At 68.7% G+C, this 16,206-nt stretch carries 15 protein-coding genes; 7 read left to right on the forward strand and 8 right to left on the reverse strand.

What is annotated here, in order from left to right; genetic code table 11:
* Nucleotides 1–164: 164 nt before the first annotated feature.
* Nucleotides 165–1,493, reverse strand: a complete 1,329-nt coding sequence (locus NL114_RS17965) for a permease (protein ID WP_254822289.1) — start codon at nt 1,491–1,493, stop codon at nt 165–167.
* Nucleotides 1,494–1,913: 420 nt separating this feature from the next.
* Here NL114_RS17965 and NL114_RS17970 point away from each other — a divergent pair, with 420 nt between their 5' ends.
* The 6 genes from NL114_RS17970 to NL114_RS17995 all read left to right on the forward strand — a co-directional run bounded on the left by NL114_RS17970 (nt 1,914) and on the right by NL114_RS17995 (nt 7,622).
* Nucleotides 1,914–2,513 (forward strand): DUF655 domain-containing protein, encoded by a 600-nt coding sequence (locus NL114_RS17970; protein ID WP_254822290.1) that lies wholly within the window; start codon nt 1,914–1,916, stop codon nt 2,511–2,513.
* Nucleotides 2,514–2,583: 70 nt separating this feature from the next.
* A complete protein-coding gene (locus NL114_RS17975; RefSeq protein ID WP_254822291.1) occupies nt 2,584–3,423 on the forward strand; it encodes a 16S ribosomal RNA methyltransferase A in 840 nt (279 codons plus the stop codon).
* The gene (locus NL114_RS17980) at nt 3,423–4,787 is read left to right on the forward strand and encodes a mechanosensitive ion channel family protein (RefSeq protein WP_254822292.1); all 1,365 of its coding nucleotides are present in this window, start codon (nt 3,423–3,425) and stop codon (nt 4,785–4,787) included. The genes NL114_RS17975 and NL114_RS17980 overlap by 1 nt, the downstream gene beginning before the upstream one ends.
* Nucleotides 4,780–5,376 (forward strand): HemK2/MTQ2 family protein methyltransferase, encoded by a 597-nt coding sequence (locus NL114_RS17985; RefSeq protein ID WP_254822293.1) that lies wholly within the window; start codon nt 4,780–4,782, stop codon nt 5,374–5,376. The genes NL114_RS17980 and NL114_RS17985 overlap by 8 nt, the downstream gene beginning before the upstream one ends.
* 87 nt (nt 5,377–5,463) lie before the next feature.
* On the forward strand, nt 5,464–6,474 hold the full coding sequence (locus tag NL114_RS17990; RefSeq protein WP_254822294.1) for a 5-methyltetrahydropteroyltriglutamate--homocysteine methyltransferase: 1,011 nt from the start codon (nt 5,464–5,466) through the stop codon (nt 6,472–6,474).
* Nucleotides 6,471–7,622, forward strand: a complete 1,152-nt coding sequence (locus tag NL114_RS17995) for a methionine synthase (protein ID WP_254822295.1) — start codon at nt 6,471–6,473, stop codon at nt 7,620–7,622. Before NL114_RS17990 ends, NL114_RS17995 begins: the two co-directional genes overlap by 4 nt.
* A 32-nt stretch (nt 7,623–7,654) precedes the next feature.
* Here the strand turns inward: NL114_RS17995 and NL114_RS18000 are convergent, their stop codons facing one another.
* The 6 genes from NL114_RS18000 to NL114_RS18025 all read right to left on the reverse strand — a co-directional run bounded on the left by NL114_RS18000 (nt 7,655) and on the right by NL114_RS18025 (nt 14,234).
* Nucleotides 7,655–8,683, reverse strand: a complete 1,029-nt coding sequence (locus NL114_RS18000; protein WP_254822296.1) for a phosphate signaling complex PhoU family protein — start codon at nt 8,681–8,683, stop codon at nt 7,655–7,657.
* Nucleotides 8,683–9,357 carry a phosphate signaling complex protein PhoU gene (phoU, locus tag NL114_RS18005; protein ID WP_254822297.1) on the reverse strand — a complete coding sequence of 225 codons (675 nt, stop codon included), beginning with the start codon at nt 9,355–9,357 and terminating at the stop codon, nt 8,683–8,685. Before phoU ends, NL114_RS18000 begins: the two co-directional genes overlap by 1 nt.
* A gap of 5 nt (nt 9,358–9,362) precedes the next feature.
* A complete protein-coding gene (gene pstB / locus NL114_RS18010) occupies nt 9,363–10,286 on the reverse strand; it encodes a phosphate ABC transporter ATP-binding protein PstB (RefSeq protein WP_254822298.1) in 924 nt (307 codons plus the stop codon).
* Entirely contained in the window at nt 10,279–11,889 is a 1,611-nt protein-coding gene (gene pstA, locus NL114_RS18015) for a phosphate ABC transporter permease PstA (protein WP_254822299.1), read from the reverse strand. Before pstA ends, pstB begins: the two co-directional genes overlap by 8 nt.
* Complete coding sequence (gene pstC / locus NL114_RS18020; RefSeq protein WP_254822300.1) at nt 11,889–13,019, reverse strand: phosphate ABC transporter permease subunit PstC; 1,131 nt, start codon at nt 13,017–13,019, stop codon at nt 11,889–11,891. Before pstC ends, pstA begins: the two co-directional genes overlap by 1 nt.
* A 66-nt stretch (nt 13,020–13,085) precedes the next feature.
* A complete protein-coding gene (locus NL114_RS18025; RefSeq protein WP_254822301.1) occupies nt 13,086–14,234 on the reverse strand; it encodes a substrate-binding domain-containing protein in 1,149 nt (382 codons plus the stop codon).
* A gap of 238 nt (nt 14,235–14,472) precedes the next feature.
* Here NL114_RS18025 and NL114_RS18030 point away from each other — a divergent pair, with 238 nt between their 5' ends.
* The gene (locus NL114_RS18030; protein ID WP_254822302.1) at nt 14,473–15,402 is read left to right on the forward strand and encodes a hypothetical protein; all 930 of its coding nucleotides are present in this window, start codon (nt 14,473–14,475) and stop codon (nt 15,400–15,402) included.
* On the opposite strand, the gene NL114_RS18035 is transcribed toward NL114_RS18030, so the two are convergent.
* Nucleotides 15,399–16,172 (reverse strand): DUF7537 family lipoprotein, encoded by a 774-nt coding sequence (locus NL114_RS18035; protein ID WP_254822303.1) that lies wholly within the window; start codon nt 16,170–16,172, stop codon nt 15,399–15,401. The two genes, NL114_RS18030 and NL114_RS18035, sit on opposite strands and share 4 nt — an antisense overlap.
* Nucleotides 16,173–16,206: the final 34 nt, after the last annotated feature.

Consider the following 16,206-nt stretch of genomic DNA (forward strand, 5'->3'; position numbering starts at 1 on the left):
CTCGGGCGCGAAGCGCCCTCGTGCCGGTGAAACGCGCGCCTTCGGCGCGCGTACGCGACCGACTAATTTATCCCGATGTCTTCGTTCTAAAGTGCAAATATTTCGATTTCTTCAGCTATGATTTCAGCAATATCCCAGGTGCCCCAATATCTGATTTCAGTTACTCAGTCCGCCGCCTGGGCCTGTCCCCCGGAACGCTCCTCACCCATCCCACTCTCGCGGTGGAGCCAGTAGAGGAAGAGGAACAGGCCCGTGGCGAACACGTTCAGCACCAGCTTGTAGTTCAGCTCGATGCCGACCTCAGCAATCTTGACGCTCGACGCCGGCGGGATGAGGCCGGCACCCAGGAAGAGGAAGTGGACGAGGACCCCGACGATGACCGCCGAGACGAATATCATCCCGGAGAGGACGGCGGCGAACGTCGTCCCGTAGTAGTCGCGGTAGGCGTCCATGATGGGCGGGACGATGAGGTCGGCGTAGATGTACGAGAGGACGGCGCCGAAGGGGAGGCCGTTGCTGAACAGGACTGCGGCGAAGGGGACGTTGCCGACCGAACAGACGAACGTGGCCACGCCGATGAACGCACCCACGACCGCCGTCCAGAACACGTAGACCGGGAGGCCGAACGTCGGGCCGGAGAAGATGGTCGTCCAGACCGACTCGGGGATGAAGCCGGCGATGAGACCGGCGAAGAGGAAGCCGATGGCGATCTCGTCCCAGAGCATCCCCCACTCCTTCCACTGCTTGTCCGCGAGCGCCTTCCAGCCGGCCATCGAAGTGGCCTGCGCGCGAATACTCGAATTCGTCTCCTCGGGGTCGAAGCTCTCCTTGCACGACTCCGAACAGAAGTAGTAGGTGTGGCCGTCGTGCTCGGTCGAGTAGTCCGTCTCCTCCGGGCCGACCTCCATCCCGCAGACGGGGTCCTGAGCCGTCTCGCCCTCGTCGTCGGTGACGTTCGCGCGCGCCTGCTCGATGAGGTCGTCAGGGACGAGGTAGACGAACCCGAACGCCAGCAGGCCGATGAGCATGAACCCGCCGACGATGTCGGCGACGAGGAACTGCCAGCCCAGCAGGAGGACGATGACGGCGCCGATCTCGATGACGAGGTTCGTCGACGCGAACATGAACGCGCCGATGGTAGCGGCCGCGGAGCCACCCTTCTTGAAGAGGTTCTTCGCGGTAGCGATGGCGCTGTACGAGCACGACGAGGAGACGAACCCGAACAGTGAGCCGTAGCCGAGTTCGCGGGCGCCGTGGCCGTTCAGCAGGTCCGCGACCTGCTCGTCGGAGGTCCACGCCTCGACGCCGCCCGCGATGGCGAACCCGACCACGAGCGCCCACCAGGTGATCCAGGCCATCGCCACGGTGGTGGAAGCGAACTGGCGGAGGCTCTCGGCGAAGAACGCCCCCAGTGGCTTGCTCGTCGTGAATACACCGATACTCACCGTCAGAAGCGCGATGACGGCCAGGATGGCGTACTCCCTGCGTTCCATGTACGTTCCTACCGTCGCCTCGTTTACCCGGATTTCGCCTGTCGTAACGGTAGCTGCCCGGGCCGAGGCTTCGGAATCCAAGATCAGCGGCGCGAGTCGACTACCGAACCAAACCAGAGAGCAGCCGAAGGGCGAGCCGACCGCCCCCCTCACGCGCGTAGATTCAAGTACGGAAGGGCGGCCACCGTCCCCATGACCTGACGAGTCGTCGCCGGGCCGCCGACCCGAGCGGGTGGCACGCCACCGCGCGCTCGGCTCCGCCAGCGCGGTACCACGGCCCGGCGAAGCGAGTGGTACCGCCTGTTCGCCAGCATGCGAGGGTGTCGAAGGCCCGGTGCCGTCGAGAACCGGCAGGGGCCACCGGGACCGTCTCCCGCGCGTGGCCGCATTTTAAATATCGGCTCCGTCTACCCTCGGGACATGACCGACGCCGCCGACTCGGACGACTCGCAGTCGGCCGTTGCCGACGAGGACGACCCACGCGAGGCGGTCGTGCTGGACTACCTCCCGACGGGGTTGCCGGACGAGCAACGGAGCAACACGCCCGTCGCGTACGCGCTGGGGGTCGACGAGTTCGACCTCTACCTCGTCCGCTTCGAGGGTGATACCGACCTGAACGTGGGGGACAGGGTGGCCACCGACCCGCGGGGCGACAAGGTGAGTCGCGTGGGACACGTCGACTTTGGCGAGCTCTCAGGGGCCGCGGAATCGGAACTGGAGTACGCCGTCGCGGCCATCGTCGACGAGGAGGAGCGGCGGTTCGTCGACTTCTTCAACGAGGCACAGGCCATCACGACCCGCCTCCACGCGCTCAACCTGCTCCCGGGTATCGGGAAGAAGCTCCGCAACAACGTCCTCGACCTGCGCAAGCGCCAGCCCTTCGAGTCGTTCGAGGACCTCGAGGAACGGGTATCCGGCCTTCACGACCCCCGGCAGGTTCTCATCGACCGCATCGTCGAGGAGATCCGGGAGGACGACATGAAGTACCGCATCTTCGCCACCCGGGACCGGGGGGAGTGAGGCCGACTCACGCGGTCGGTCGGTGGCGCCAACCCTTTATCGCCCCGGCGACGAACTCGCGGTAGCGCGTATGACACGACGGGACCCGGATGCTCTGCGGCGCCGTGCCGGAGTCCGCGGGGACCCGGACCAGGACCAGCACTTCCTCATCGACGACCGTGTTCTGGACCGCCTTCCGGACTACCTGCCGGCCGACGCCACGGACCACGTTCTCGAGATCGGCGGTGGCACCGGGGGGCTGACCGACCGCCTCCTCGCCGCCAGCGACGGCCACGTCACCGTGGTCGAACGGGACCCGGGCCTCGCAGCCTTCCTCCGCGAGGAGTTCGCCGACGCCGTCGACGCCGGACGGCTCGACATCATCGAAGGGGATGCCCTCGAGTGCGACCTGCCCGACTTCACCGGGTCCGTCTCGAACCTGCCGTACGGGGCGTCCAGCGAATTCTGCTTCCGGTTGCTTCCCGAGGGGAAACCCCTCGTGCTGATGCTCCAGCGCGAGTTCGCCGAGCGGATGGCCGCCGACCCCGGGACGGACGACTACGGCCGCCTCTCGGTGACTGCGGGCCACTACGCCGACGTGGAGGTCGTCGAGACCGTTCCACCGACGGCGTTCGACCCGGAACCGGCCGTCGAGAGCGCCGTCGTCAGATGTCTCCCCCGTGCCCCGGACTACGAGGTGGACGAGGCCGTGTTCATGGCACTCGTCCGGGGCGTCTTCACGCAGCGGCGCAAGACGATGCGCAACGCCGTCCGGAACACGGTCCACATCAGCGGCATCGCGGACGCCGATGCCGTCGTCGACGCGGCCGGCGAGGAGCTGATGAGCCGGCGTGCGGGCGACGTGACACCGGCCGAGTTCGCCGAGCTGGCGAGACTCGCGACCGAGGAGACGGAGGTGACCCCGCCGTGATGGGTGCGGTCGACGCGGCGGGGCTACTGCTCCAGACCGAACCGCAGCTCGACCCCTGGACGTGGACGCTCTCTCGCACGGAGCAGTATCTCGTGAGTGCAGGACTCCTGGCGCTGTTCCTCGTCACGGCCGCGTTCGTCTACGCGCTGGGGCGGCCGCTGAAGCGACGCATCCAGGACGACGAGGTCGTCGAGGCGATCCAGTCACTCACCATCAGCCTCACCGGCCTGGGCGTAGCGTTCGCGCTGGTCGTGGTCTGGCGGCTGCGCGACGAGGTGGCGACCGCCTTCACCTTCGTCCGGCTCGGCCCGACCGACGGGGTGCGGCTCCTCGTGACCGCTGCCGCCTTCGGGGCAGCGTTCACCGTCACCCGCATCACGAAACGGGCCATCCGGCGGGGGTCGGAGGCCGACGCCATCACGGCCCACCAGAAGGAGGTCGCCCATCACATCATCCAGATCCTCGTCTTCGCGCCCGCGGCGCTGTTCGTTCTCGCGCTGTACGGGGTGAACCCACAGAACCTCCTCATCGGTGCCGGCGCGGCGGGTATCGTCCTCGGACTCGCGGCACGGCAGACCCTCGGCGCCGTCGTCGCCGGGTTCGTCCTTCTCATCTCGCGCCCGTTCGAGGTGAACGACTGGGTCGTCATCGATCAGGAGGAGGGCGTCGTCACCGATATCTCCATCTTCAACACGGAGATCCGCACCTTCGACAACGAGGTCGTCGTCATCCCGAACGACGAGGTCACGAAGAACAACATCATCAACCGCTCTCGCAACGGGAAGCTCCGCATCCAGGTTGATGTGGGCGTCGACTACGACATCGAGATCGCGCGGGCGATGGAACTGGCCCGCGACGCGATGCATGTCCTCGACGAGGTGCTGGACGAGCCACAGCCGGATGTCGTCATCGACGAGCTCGGCGCGTCCTCGGTGGTGCTGACGCTACGGTTCTGGATTCCGGACCCCACTATCGAGCGCAAGTGGGCCGCACAGAACGCGGTCATCGACGCGGTCAAGAACGCCTTCCAAGAGGATGGCGTGAAGATCCCCTTCCCACAGCGCGAGCTGATGGCCCGCGAGGAGACCGAGGGCTTCCAGCTCGCCGAGAAACGGCGGGAAGTGGGGGCAGCCGGCAACGGCGATCCGGACGCCGCGGTGCGGCAGGTCGACCCCGACGCTGAGGAAGACGGTCCGGGCACGCATATGAGCGCGGTGACCGACCCGACCGTCGAGATCGACGACGGGGACAGCTCCCTCCAGCCTCGCACTACGGAGGGGGAGTACATCGCCGCCATCGAGCGCGTGGAGGGCGGCTCGGAGCTGTCCGACCCCGTCGAACCGATGGACCGGAACCATGACTGACGGCGACCGCCCGCGGCTGGCGGGGCTCCGTGGTGAGCCGGACGTCTACCGTGCGGCCGAGGACTCGCACCTGCTCGCGAAGGCGGCGGCCGCCCGTATCGAGAGCGACGACCTCGTGCTCGACCTCGGGACGGGCTCGGGCTACGTCGGGCGCAAGGTCGCCGAGGCGTGCAGCGCCCGGGTCGTCGCCTCCGACCTCAACCCGCATGCGTGCCGGCAGGCCCACGACGCCGGGCTCGCGGCGGTCAGAACGGACATGGTCTCGGCGTTCCGCGACGACAGCTTCGACTGGGTCCTGTTCAACCCGCCCTATCTCCCGACCCCCGAGGACCGCGAGTGGGGGGACTGGATGGAACAGGCGCTCTCCGGGGGCGAGGACGGTCGCGCGGTGGTGAACCCGTTCCTGGCGTCCGTCCGGCGCGTCCTCGCTCCGGGCGGCCGCGCGTTACTGCTCGTCTCCTCGCTCACCGGGCTCGACGCGGTGCGGAACACGGCCCGCAACGAGGGGCTGATGACGGCCGAGGCGGCCGAGGAGCAGTTCCCGTCCGAGCGGCTGGTGGTACTCGAACTCACGCCGACCGGCACGTGAGCGGCGGCCCGTGTGCGGCGGTGGATTACTCCTGGGCATCAATCTGATTAGCAAATATTATTCGGGGTGGTACCGTATCCGTCTTCGATGACCGAACTCGTCGCGACGACACCGGGGCTCCTCCCGCTGCCCGACTGGGCGAAGGGGGAGCTCTCGGACCTGAAAGGGCACCAGAAGTCCGACCTCATCGACGGGACCGAGGGCGAGGACGTGACCGAGGCGTACGACCGCGTCCGTATCGAGGAGCTCGAGTGGCAGACCGACGCCGGGCTCGACCGCGTGGTCGAGGGGCAGGGCCGCTGGGACGACAACATCGCGCACCCGCTCGCCGTGGCCGACGCCGTCGACACCCGCGGCATCGTCCGCTACTACGACAACAACAACTTCTACCGCGAGCCGGTGGTCACCGACGACCTCGCCGCGAGTGGCGACGTGGCGGCCGAGCTCGACGCGGCGGCCGCCCTGCTGGATGGTGACGCTGGTGGTCTGCAGGCAGTTCTCCCGGGCCCGTACTCGCTGGCCGACCTCGCGACCGACGAACACTACGGCGACGAGGCAGCGTTCCTCGACGCCGTCGCCGACTTCCTCGTCGGCGAGGTCGAGCAGTTCCCCGACATCGAGACGCTGTTCCTGCTGGAGCCCTCGCTCGTCGAGAACCCGCCCGAGGACGGTATCGACGAGCGCGCGGGCGCGGCCATCGACCGCGTGGCCGGCGCGACCGGCGCCGACGTGGTCTGTCACACCTACTGGGGCGCCGTGCCGGAGAAGGCGTACGCCCACCTGATGGACGCCGACCTCGACGCCGTCGGCTTCGACTTCGTCAGCGACCACGAGGCGAACCTCTACAACATCACGGAGTACGGCACCACCGACGACATCGCGCTGGGTCTGGTCGACGGGCAGAACACGCGCGTCGAGTCCGTCGAGACGATCCGTGACCGCGTGGAGTGGGTGAACGAGCAGGTCCCCGCTCAGTCGTTCGACACGACGTACCTCACCGCGAACACGGAGCTGTTCTACCTGCCCGTGAACCGCGCCCGCGAGAAGCTGGACGTGCTCGCGCGTGCCGCCGCCGAGGAAGAGGAGGTGACAGCATGAGCGACTGGCCCGAGGTCGGCGACGACGACCGCGACGGACGCGACGCCCGCGAGGGGACGCCGACGACTGCCGCGGATGGCGGCGTCGACGTGCGCGAGCAGTTCCGCCCGGACGACCACCCGACCGACCACTTCCTCCTGACGACCGTGGTCGGCTCGTACCCGAAGCCCAAGTGGCTCAACCGGTCGGAGGACCTGGTCGACGACGAGGAGTACGACTTCGACGAGGACCACCTCCACGAGGCCCACGACGACGCCGCGCGCCTCATCACGGAGGAGCACGAGCGCGCCGGCCTCGATGTCGTCTGTGACGGCGAGATGCGGCGCAACGAGATGGTCGAGTACTTCGCCCACCGCATCGACGGCTACGAGTTCAACGGCCCCGTCAAGGTCTGGGGGCACAACTACTTCGACAAGCCCTCGGTCGTCGGCGAGGTCTCCTACGGCGAGCAGTGGCTGGTCGAGGAGTTCGAGTTCACCAGCGGCGTCGCCCAGCGACCCGTCAAGGTCCCCATCACGGGGCCGTACACGCTCGCGAACTGGTCGTTCAACGAGCACTACGAGGACGAGGAGACGCTGGCCTACGAGCTGGCCGACCTCGTCAACGAGGAGATCGAGGCGCTCGTCGACGCGGGCGCGCGCTACATCCAGATCGACGAACCCGCGCTCGCGACGACGCCGGACGACCACGCCATCGTCGGCGAGTGTCTGGAGCGCATCGTCGACGACGTGCCCGCGGACGTTCGTCTGGGGCTGCACGTCTGCTACGGCGATTACTCGCGCATCTACCCGGAGATCCTGGACTTCCCGGTCCACGAGTTCGACCTCGAACTCGCGAACGGCGACTACGAGCAGGTCCCCGTCTTCACCGAGCCCGACTTCACGAAGGACCTCGCCCTGGGCGTCGTCGATGCCCACACCGCCGAGGTCGAGCCAGTCGAGGTCATCAAGGAGAACATCAAGAAGGGCTTCGAGATCGTCCCGCCCGAGCGGCTGACCATCTCGCCGGACTGCGGCCTGAAGCTCCTGCCCCGCGACATCGCCTACGGCAAGATGGAGAACATGGTGCAGGCCGCCCGCGAGGTCGAGCAGGAACTCGATGACGGCGAGGTCGATGTCGGCTTCGCCGCGCCGGCCGCGGACGACTGAGCCGCACAGCCGCCCCTCCTTCTTCGGCGCGCTCAGTCCCCTTCCGGCCTGGCGATGGGTCCCTGTGGTACGAACTCCTCCCGCCGCGCCCCCGCACGCAGTCCCATCTCGGCGATGTTCCCGCCGCTCTCGACGGTCCGGCGGAGTGCGTCGAGCACCCGACCGAGCCGGTAGCTCCCCGCGGCGTCTGCCAGTCGGCGGTCCATCGACTCCACCGTCGCCCGGATTTCCTCGCGCCGTTCGAGGGCGTCGTTCGCGGTCTCGACCGCCGCGTCGCCGACGACGACGGCGGTCGCCTCCTCGACCACGGCCCGTGCCTCCCGGGCCAGGCTGTGGAACTCGCTCGCCGGAACGGACCCGGGGAAGGACTCGACCGCGCCGGCGACCTCGGCGATGGTCTCGGCGCCGTCGGCGACCCGCTCCAGTTCGCGGGCGACGGTGCGGAGCTCGAACAGCTCCAGCCGGCTCAGTCCGAGCGCGTCCACCTCGTCGAGCCGGGCGAGCCCGCGCCCGAGATGCCGGTCGATCATCGCGTACAGCCGGTCGGCTTCGGCCTCGCGGTCGGCCACGTACGGGGTGTCATCCGTCGTGAGCGCGTCGGTCGCGTCGCGGTGCATCGAGAGCGCCGTGAACCGGAGCTGACGGACCGACTGGTGGACCGATACCTCGCCGGGGTCGAGCAACGCCCGCACGACGAGCTCCGTCCCCGTCTCCGCTGCGAGCGTGACGCCGACGAACGCGTTGGCGACCCGCTCGACGGCCGCGCGCTGCTGGGCCGAGAAGCCATCGGGCGCCCGGAGCGTCAGTTGCTCGAACCCCGCCGCGTAGGCGGCCCGTACCGCGCGTTCGAGTCGGACCGGCGACTCCCCGGCGACCGGGAGCTGGACCCGGGCGGTCGCGTCCTCCTCGGGCGCTTCCGGCTCGAGAACCAGCTGGTCCTCGCTGCGGGGGTCGATGTGGACGGTCGTCCCGGCGGTGATACCGGCCCGCCTGGCCCACTCCTTCGGGAGCGAGACGGTGTACGTGCCGCCGCCGACCTGCTGGACCTTGCGCTGCTCCATCAGTAGATCAGCTCCGGGTCGCTCTCGATCATGTAGAGGGTACGGGCGGCGATGTTGACGGCGTGGTCGGCGACCCGTTCGAGATCACGAACCGTGAGCAGCAGTCGGGACACGTCGTCGAGCAGGCGCTCCAGCTCCCACGCGTCGGTCGCGGCCTCGCGCTCGACCAGGTCGCGCGCGACCGCCTCCGAGGCGCGCCCACACAGCGCGTCGACCGTGTCGTCGTCCTCGTGGATGGCCCGACAGGCCGCCGCGTCCCGGTCGGCGTACGCGTCGAGGCTGCGGGCGACGAGGTCACGGGCCGCCGTGCCGATATCCCCGACGGGCACCTCCGGCACCAGGCTCTCGTCCCCGGCGAGGGCGTAGCGGCCGAGGTTCGCGGCGAGGTCGGCGATCCGCTCCAGATCGGTGAGGATCTTGAACGAGGCGGCGACGAACCGGAGGTCACCGGCGACCGGCTGCTGGAGCGCGAACAGGTCGATACACCGGCTCTCCAGTTCGAGGTAGTGTTCGTTGACCGTCGCGTCGCCTTCGGCGACCTCGCGGGCGAGCGACTCGTCGCCGGTCCGCAGCGCCTCCAGCCCGTCGTCGAGCCGCCCGAGGACGAGCTGTCCCATCGCGAGCACGTCCTCGCGGAGGTCGTCGAGGTCGTCCTGGTAACCCGTTCGGGGCATCGTGGTCACCCGAACTTGCCGGTGATGTAGTCCTCGACACGCTCGCTGTGGGGGTTCTCGAACACCTGGTCGGTGTCGCCGTATTCGACGAGCTCGCCGCCGGTGAGGAAGACGGCCGTCTGGTCGGAGATACGGGCCGCCTGCTGCATGTTGTGGGTGACGATGACGACCGTGTACTCCTCGCTCAGCTGGTCGATGAGGTCCTCGATCTTGGCGGTCGCGATGGGGTCCAGCGCCGAGGCGGGCTCGTCCATCAGGATGACCTCCGGGTCGACCGACAGGCAGCGGGCGATGCAGAGCCGCTGTTGCTGGCCGCCCGACAGCCCGAGAGCGTTGTCGTCGAGCCGGTCGTTCACCTCGTCCCACAGCGCCGCGTCGCGGAGACATCGTTCGACGAGCTGCTCGCGCTCGTCCTCGTCGCTCCGGTCGAGCAGCCGCGCGAGCAGCCCCGTCTGCAGGTCGCCATGCTTCTCAGGGCCGTACGAGATGTTCTCCCGGATCGACTTCGGGAAGGGGTTCGGCGACTGGAACACCATCCCGACACGCTTGCGGAGTTCGACGAGGTTCACCCCGTCCTGGTAGATCTCCTCCCCGTCGATACGGACGGAGCCGTCGACCCGGGCACTCCTGATGCGGTCGTTCATCCGGTTGAGACACCGGAGGAACGTCGACTTCCCGCAGCCCGAGGGGCCGATGAGCGCGGTGACGCTGTTCTCGGGGATCTCGATGGAGACGCCCTTCAGTGCGTGGTCGTCACCGTAGTGGACATCGAGGTCCTCGGCGGCGAGTTTCGTCCGGCCGTCGAACGCGTACTCGCGCCACTCCTCGCGGACCTGTTCTTCGGTCTCCCCGCTCGTCGTCTCGAGGGGCTGGTCCGGTGCTGTCTCCGCGTCCGTCCGCTCTGCCTCCGCCTGTGTGGTTTCACTCATGGTTGAGTCGCCTCCGGAAGTAGTACCGTGCGCCGATGCCGATGGCGTAGAACGACAGCACCACCACCAGCAACATCAGGGCCGTCGCCCACTGGAACTGCTCGGGGCTGGCGACGTTGTCGCCGAGGCCGACGCCCGCCTTGATGAGTGCGAACAGCTGGAACGGGAGCGCCGTCGTCGCCTCCAGCAGTTCCGGGTTCGCCACGAACGGCGGGCTGGTCGTGAACCGGAAGCCGCCGATCACGTCGACGGTCTGCCCACCCGAGATGAACGTTCCCCCGGTCATCGTCAGCAGGATGGGGGCGGTCTCGCCCGCGATCCGGCCGACCCCGAGGATGATGCCTGTGACGACGCCCGGGAGTGCGGCCGGGATGACCACGCTGCGGATGGTCTGCCACCTCGAGACCCCCAGCGCCGCGCTCGCGTCGCGGTACTCGTCCGGAACCGCGAGGATCGCCTCCCGGCTCGTGATGAGCACCAGCGGGAGGAGCATGAACCCGAGCGTGAGCATCCCCGATATCAGCGACTTGTTCCCCCCGAACCGCGGGACGAGGAAGGCGAAGCCGAACAGGCCGAACACGATGCTGGGCGTGCTCCAGAGCCCGTTGGTCGCTACCTCGACGACCTGTGTGAGTCGGCCGCGCTCGGCGTACTCCGTGAGGAAGATGGCCGCGCCGACACCCAGCGGCACCGCGAACAGCACCGCGCCGACGACGAGCCAGATCGTGCCGACGATCGCCGGCAGCACACCTTTCACCTCGGCGAAGAGTCCGGCCCCGTTCATCACGAACGGCACCGAGACCGGGAGTGCGACGGGGCCGACCGCCGGGCCGACCCCCAGTCCCACCCGCGCGCCGTTCAGCAACCCCGGAATCCCCTTCATCGCCGTGAACGCGACCAGCACGAACAGCACGCCGACGATGGAGCTCGCGTTCAGGTAGATGAGCACGTACGCGCCCATATGCCGGCCGCGGGCGCCGAAACCGCCGTACGCCTTCGCGGCGGCCCAGCCCGAGAGGAGCGCGGCGAACAGCGTCGCCGTGGGGATGACGAACTCGGCGGTGAACGAGGCCTGTTGCTGGAACCCCAGCTCCCACACCCACGCCGGTCCGATAGTCCCGGTGATGAAGACCAGCCCGGTCAGCAGGGTGAGCGCGCCCGCCGGCAGTGTCGAGCCGATGTCCTCGCGGGGGAGCGCGGTCAGCGCGAACGCGCCGCCGCCGGCGAGGAGGGCGACGGGTAGCCAGGTGAGCCCGCCGAGGCCGAGTGTCTGGGAGGCAGCCAGCCCGCCGACCGTGAACCAGACACCCGAGAGGGCCACCGTCGCGACCAGCCCGGCGCTCGGGCTCGGCTGGGTCTCGACGTAGCCCAGGTAGGAGCCGACGCCGAAGGTGATGACGGCACCGCCCAGCGCCGCGAGGATCAGCCCGAGCAGCGTGACGACCGGCACGCCACCGACCGGGTCGCTGATGGTGACGAGTTCGAACAGCGCCGCCAGCGAGAGGGCAAAGAGGAGCGCCGCGACCGCGACCGCGACCGCCGCGACCGCGTTCGCCTCCGAGGTGTCACCCTTGACGAGGTTCGTCCGCGTCGCGCCCGCCATCAGACATCACCCCCCAGTTTCCGGTGCATCCGCCACTCGATGTACTGTGCGCCGATGGAGATGAGCAGCACCGTGATGAACAGGATGACGCCCGCGACGAACAGGGCGTCCATCTGGAGCCCGTCGGCCTCGCCGTAGTTGTTGGCGATGAGCGAGGTGAGCGTCGCCTGGCCGTAGAAGGCGTTGTAGAGCGGTTTCGTCAGCTGTGGGACGCCCCGCAGCATGACCGTCGCGGCCATCGTCTCGCCGATGGCCCGACCGACGCCCAGCAGGACCGCCGCCGAAACGCCCGAGAACGCCGCCGGCAGCGTGATGGAGGTCATCGTCTGCCAGTCCGTCGTTCCCATCGCGAGCGAGCCGCTCTTCATCGACTCGGGGACGCTCGAGAGGGCGTCCTCTGCCACCGAGACGACCGTCGGCAGCGCCATCAGCCCGACGACGATGCCGACGAACAGGTACGACCCCTGGCCGACGGTCCGGAACTGGTCGGCCGCCCACGGGCTCAGGATGGTGAACCCGATGAAGCCGTAGACGATGGAGGGGATACCGGCGAGGATCTCCACGCCCGGCTTGACGACCTCGCGGACGGTCGGCGGGGCGATCTCCGAGAGGAACAGCGCCGCGGCCACGCCCAGCGGCGCCGCGACCGCCGTCGCGATGGTCGTCACCATCACCGTCCCGTGGATCATCGGTACCATCGAGTACCGGATCGGCGGGGAGACCGCGTCCCACTGCGTCTGCGTGAACAGCCGCAGTCCGGGGATGGAGACGCCGAACACGGTCGCGCTCTCGTACCGGATGACGGGGATCGACTCGACGAAGATGAAGACGGTGATCAACAGCAGTATCAGGACGGTCGAGACCATCATCGAGAAGGTCAGCACCCGGGCGGTCAGGCCCTGATGCCGGAGCCAGCCGTACCCCGCGCTGACGAGGAACACGGCGAAGGGGATGATGGTCAGAGGCGACACCGCGAGGAACCCGGCAAGTGCCGACAGGAGCGAGACAGCCATCACGCCGACCGTCGCCAGTGCCCCCGGGTCGGTCTCGTCGACGAAATCGCGGAACCGACGGCGCCGCTGCGCCAGTGGGCCCGTCCCGGCGCCCGTCTCGTTCGATGTGCGTGTCATGATGTGTTACGTATGAAATGAATCATGGGGTCGGAGGATCCACACTCCGTCAGCGGAAACGCCGGTTCAGGCCTTCTCAGGCAGCTTGTCGGCCTCGGACTTGATGTCGCTCGTCGGAAGCGGGATGTAGTTGTTCTGCTCGACGAAGACGGTCTGACCGAAGTTCGTCAGGAACATGTTCAGGAAGGCCCCCTCCCGCTTGTCCGTCCCGCTCGGGGTGTCCTCGGTGATCTTCGTGTACATGTGGAGGTCGCGGTTCAGCGGGTAGGAACTGTCGAAGATGGTGTTCTCGGCGTCCTTGTCCGGCTGGTACAGGGTCCCCTCGAACTCGATGCCGATCGGCTGGACCGACTCGCTGGTGAACGCCAGTGCCATGTACGCGATGGCGCCGTCGTTGTTGGAGACGGCCTCGGCGACCTGCTGGTTCTGTCCGAACCGGGAGTCGACGCCCGGCATCGGTGCGTCGGCGCTGCCGAGCATGTTGAGCCGGAACGCCGTGTCCGTGCCCGAGCCCTCCGCGCGGCCGATGCAGAAGATCTCCTGGTCGGGGCCGCCGACCTCGGACCAGTTGGTGATCTCGTCCTGGTAGATCTTCCGGACCTGCTCACCGGTGAGCTGCTGGACGCCGTTGTCGTAGATATCGCTGCTGACGACGACCGGCTGGCCGTCGCGGCCGACGACGTGGTCGACGACCTCCTCGTTGGCCTTCTCCTCGCTCCAGCCGAGTTCGGCCGTGATGGGGCCGGAGGAGTTTCCGATGTCGACCAGCTCGTCGCGGACCGCCTTGCAGCCGGTGCCGGAGTGGCTCAGGCTGACCGTCGTGTTGTACGGCGGGTTCGACCGCTGACCCGTCTTCTCGAAGCCGTACTTGGCCGCGAAGTAGTCCGCGAGGTTGTCGTCCGTCTGGATCTCGTTCCAGCCGGGCACCTGCCCCTCGTCGTTGGAGCCCCAGTACTCGCCGTCGCTCGGCGGCGCGTTCGCGTTCCAGTAGGAGCTCCCCTTGTTCGAGATGGGGTAGACGGTCGAGGAGCCCTCGGCGGTGAGCAGCGCCGGGCCGCCGCTGCCGCCGTCGCCACCGTCGCCACCGTCGCCGCCGCCGCTGTTGTTCTGGCCGTTGCTGGTGCAGCCAGCCAGCCCCGCTGCCCCGATGGCGCCCGAACTGACGAGGAACTTCCGCCGTGATACGCCGGTACCGGACGTTGTGCCGTCTGACATCACCCGAGTGGACCCGGGATTCGATTAAAGCGGTTTATAATACCGCTATGCGGCGATACAGGCCGCTTCGGAGCCGTAGGGTCCGCCCCGTTCGGGTGGGTTCATCCACGTTCGAGGGGGTTCGCCCACGTTCGACCCATGACGGATATATATCCGACCCGACCGCTACCGAGAGGTGCTGTCCCGAACGAACGGCTCTGACGGAAGGTATACGGGCTGTGGCCGGTGACCCCGGAGCATGAACGAGAGCGGGCTCGTCGGACTGCCAGTGGGGAGCGCGGTCGATGCGATTGTCGACCGCGGGGACGGCGACCGCGACCCCGACACCGTGCGCGAGGCGCTCGACCCGGTCACCGAGGACGGCGTCGTCACCCGCGAGGCCGTCGACGACACCGTCTCCGATACGTCCAAGCTGGTCGCCACCGCGGAGACGCGGGTCGAACTCGCCGGTATCGCCCACGAGGACGCGACCACGGCGGCAGCCCCCGTCGCCGACATCGACATCGTCGCAGCCCGGCTGGAGACGTACGACGACCGGCTGGCAGCGGTCGATGCGCGCGCTGCCGACCTCTCCGATGGGCTCCGCACCCCAGTCGAGCGGCTCGACGATCCGGGTGCGGTGTACGAACTGGCGGTCGAGCTCCGCGAGGTCGCGGCGACCGCGCAGAACGTCGCCCGGGAGGCCGACGAGCTCTCGTTCGACCTGGAGGCGTTCGAGTCGTGGCTCGCCAGTCCGAACCGCCGGTACGACGAACTGGCCGAGGACATCGACCTGGTTTCCGAGTCGCTCGAGGAGCTGTCGGCCGCGGCCGACGCGCTACCCGCGAGCGAGACGCCCGCGCCGGACTGGGCGGACGCCACGATGCGGGCGCACGTGCTGGCGCTGCTCGCCACCGACCTCCGCGCCGAGGTCGCCGACCTCCGGACCTGGGCGGACCGCGAGGGCGACCCGTTCCGGGCGGAGCTCGCCGACCGTGTCGCAGCGACGGAGCGGGAGGCACGAGCCCTCGTCGAGACGCTGTCGGAGCACGGCGAGCCGGCCTGGCACGACCGGTTCGGTTCGGACCTCGCGGCGTTCGAGCGCGACCTGTCCGCGTTCGCGTCGCCCGTGGACTGGGACCGTGTTCGGGAGGCCCTGGAGGAGCACCGTACGGCAGCGTTCGACTAGTCGACCCAGTCCGGCCGGTCGACGGTCGTGTTCCCGACCGCCGTGAGTCGGTGGGTTATCTCGACCCGTACCGTCTCGCCCTGGAACGTCGTGTCGTAGCGCAGCCGGAGCGACCGGATCAGCCCCGACTCCTCGACGGCCAGTTGCGCGGTCACGTTCCGTGGCTCGCCCAGCGAGATGGGGATGACTGCCTCCCCCACCGGTGGGGGCTCCGCGGTGCGCAGGACGACCCCCTCGGCGGTCCGCTCCACCCGGTACTCGCCGCCGGTCACGAGCTGTTCCCGGAGCAGCACCCACCGGCGGAAGTGCCCCGGAACGGACGGGAACGGGCCCCGTTCGATCCGGGTGCCGTCCTGGTCGTACGTCCGGACGAACACCGTCGAGCCGTCCTTCCAGAGTTCGCTCCGGGCGACCGCCGGCGTCAGCCCGGGGGACCCCTCGGTCTCGACACGCTCGTAGATGGTGCCGTCCGCGGCGACCCGCCGGTCGCGGTCGATGCGGGTCGTCCAGTTCCGGCCACGAATCTCGACCGCCCGCATCAGGCGATAACTCGTGGCCTCGCGCCGCCGCTCGTCCGCCGCGAGCAGCCGGTCGGCGTCCAGCGCGGTCACGCCCTCGGCAGCCGGAACCCCCGGGGCGGCCGTCGGTACACCCTCCGGCACCGCCGCCGGCGTCAGCGTCTCCGTGCCCGACGACGGTGCGGACAGCGCGTTGCAGCCCGCAAGCAGGAGGAGAGCGAGGAGGGCGACGACGAGCCGGCGTCGATGCATCACCCAGGGATAGGTGGAAGCCGAGTTTAGCTCT

Source organism: Haloglomus halophilum (genome assembly GCF_024298885.1).
Classification (GTDB): domain Archaea; phylum Halobacteriota; class Halobacteria; order Halobacteriales; family Haloarculaceae; genus Haloglomus; species Haloglomus halophilum.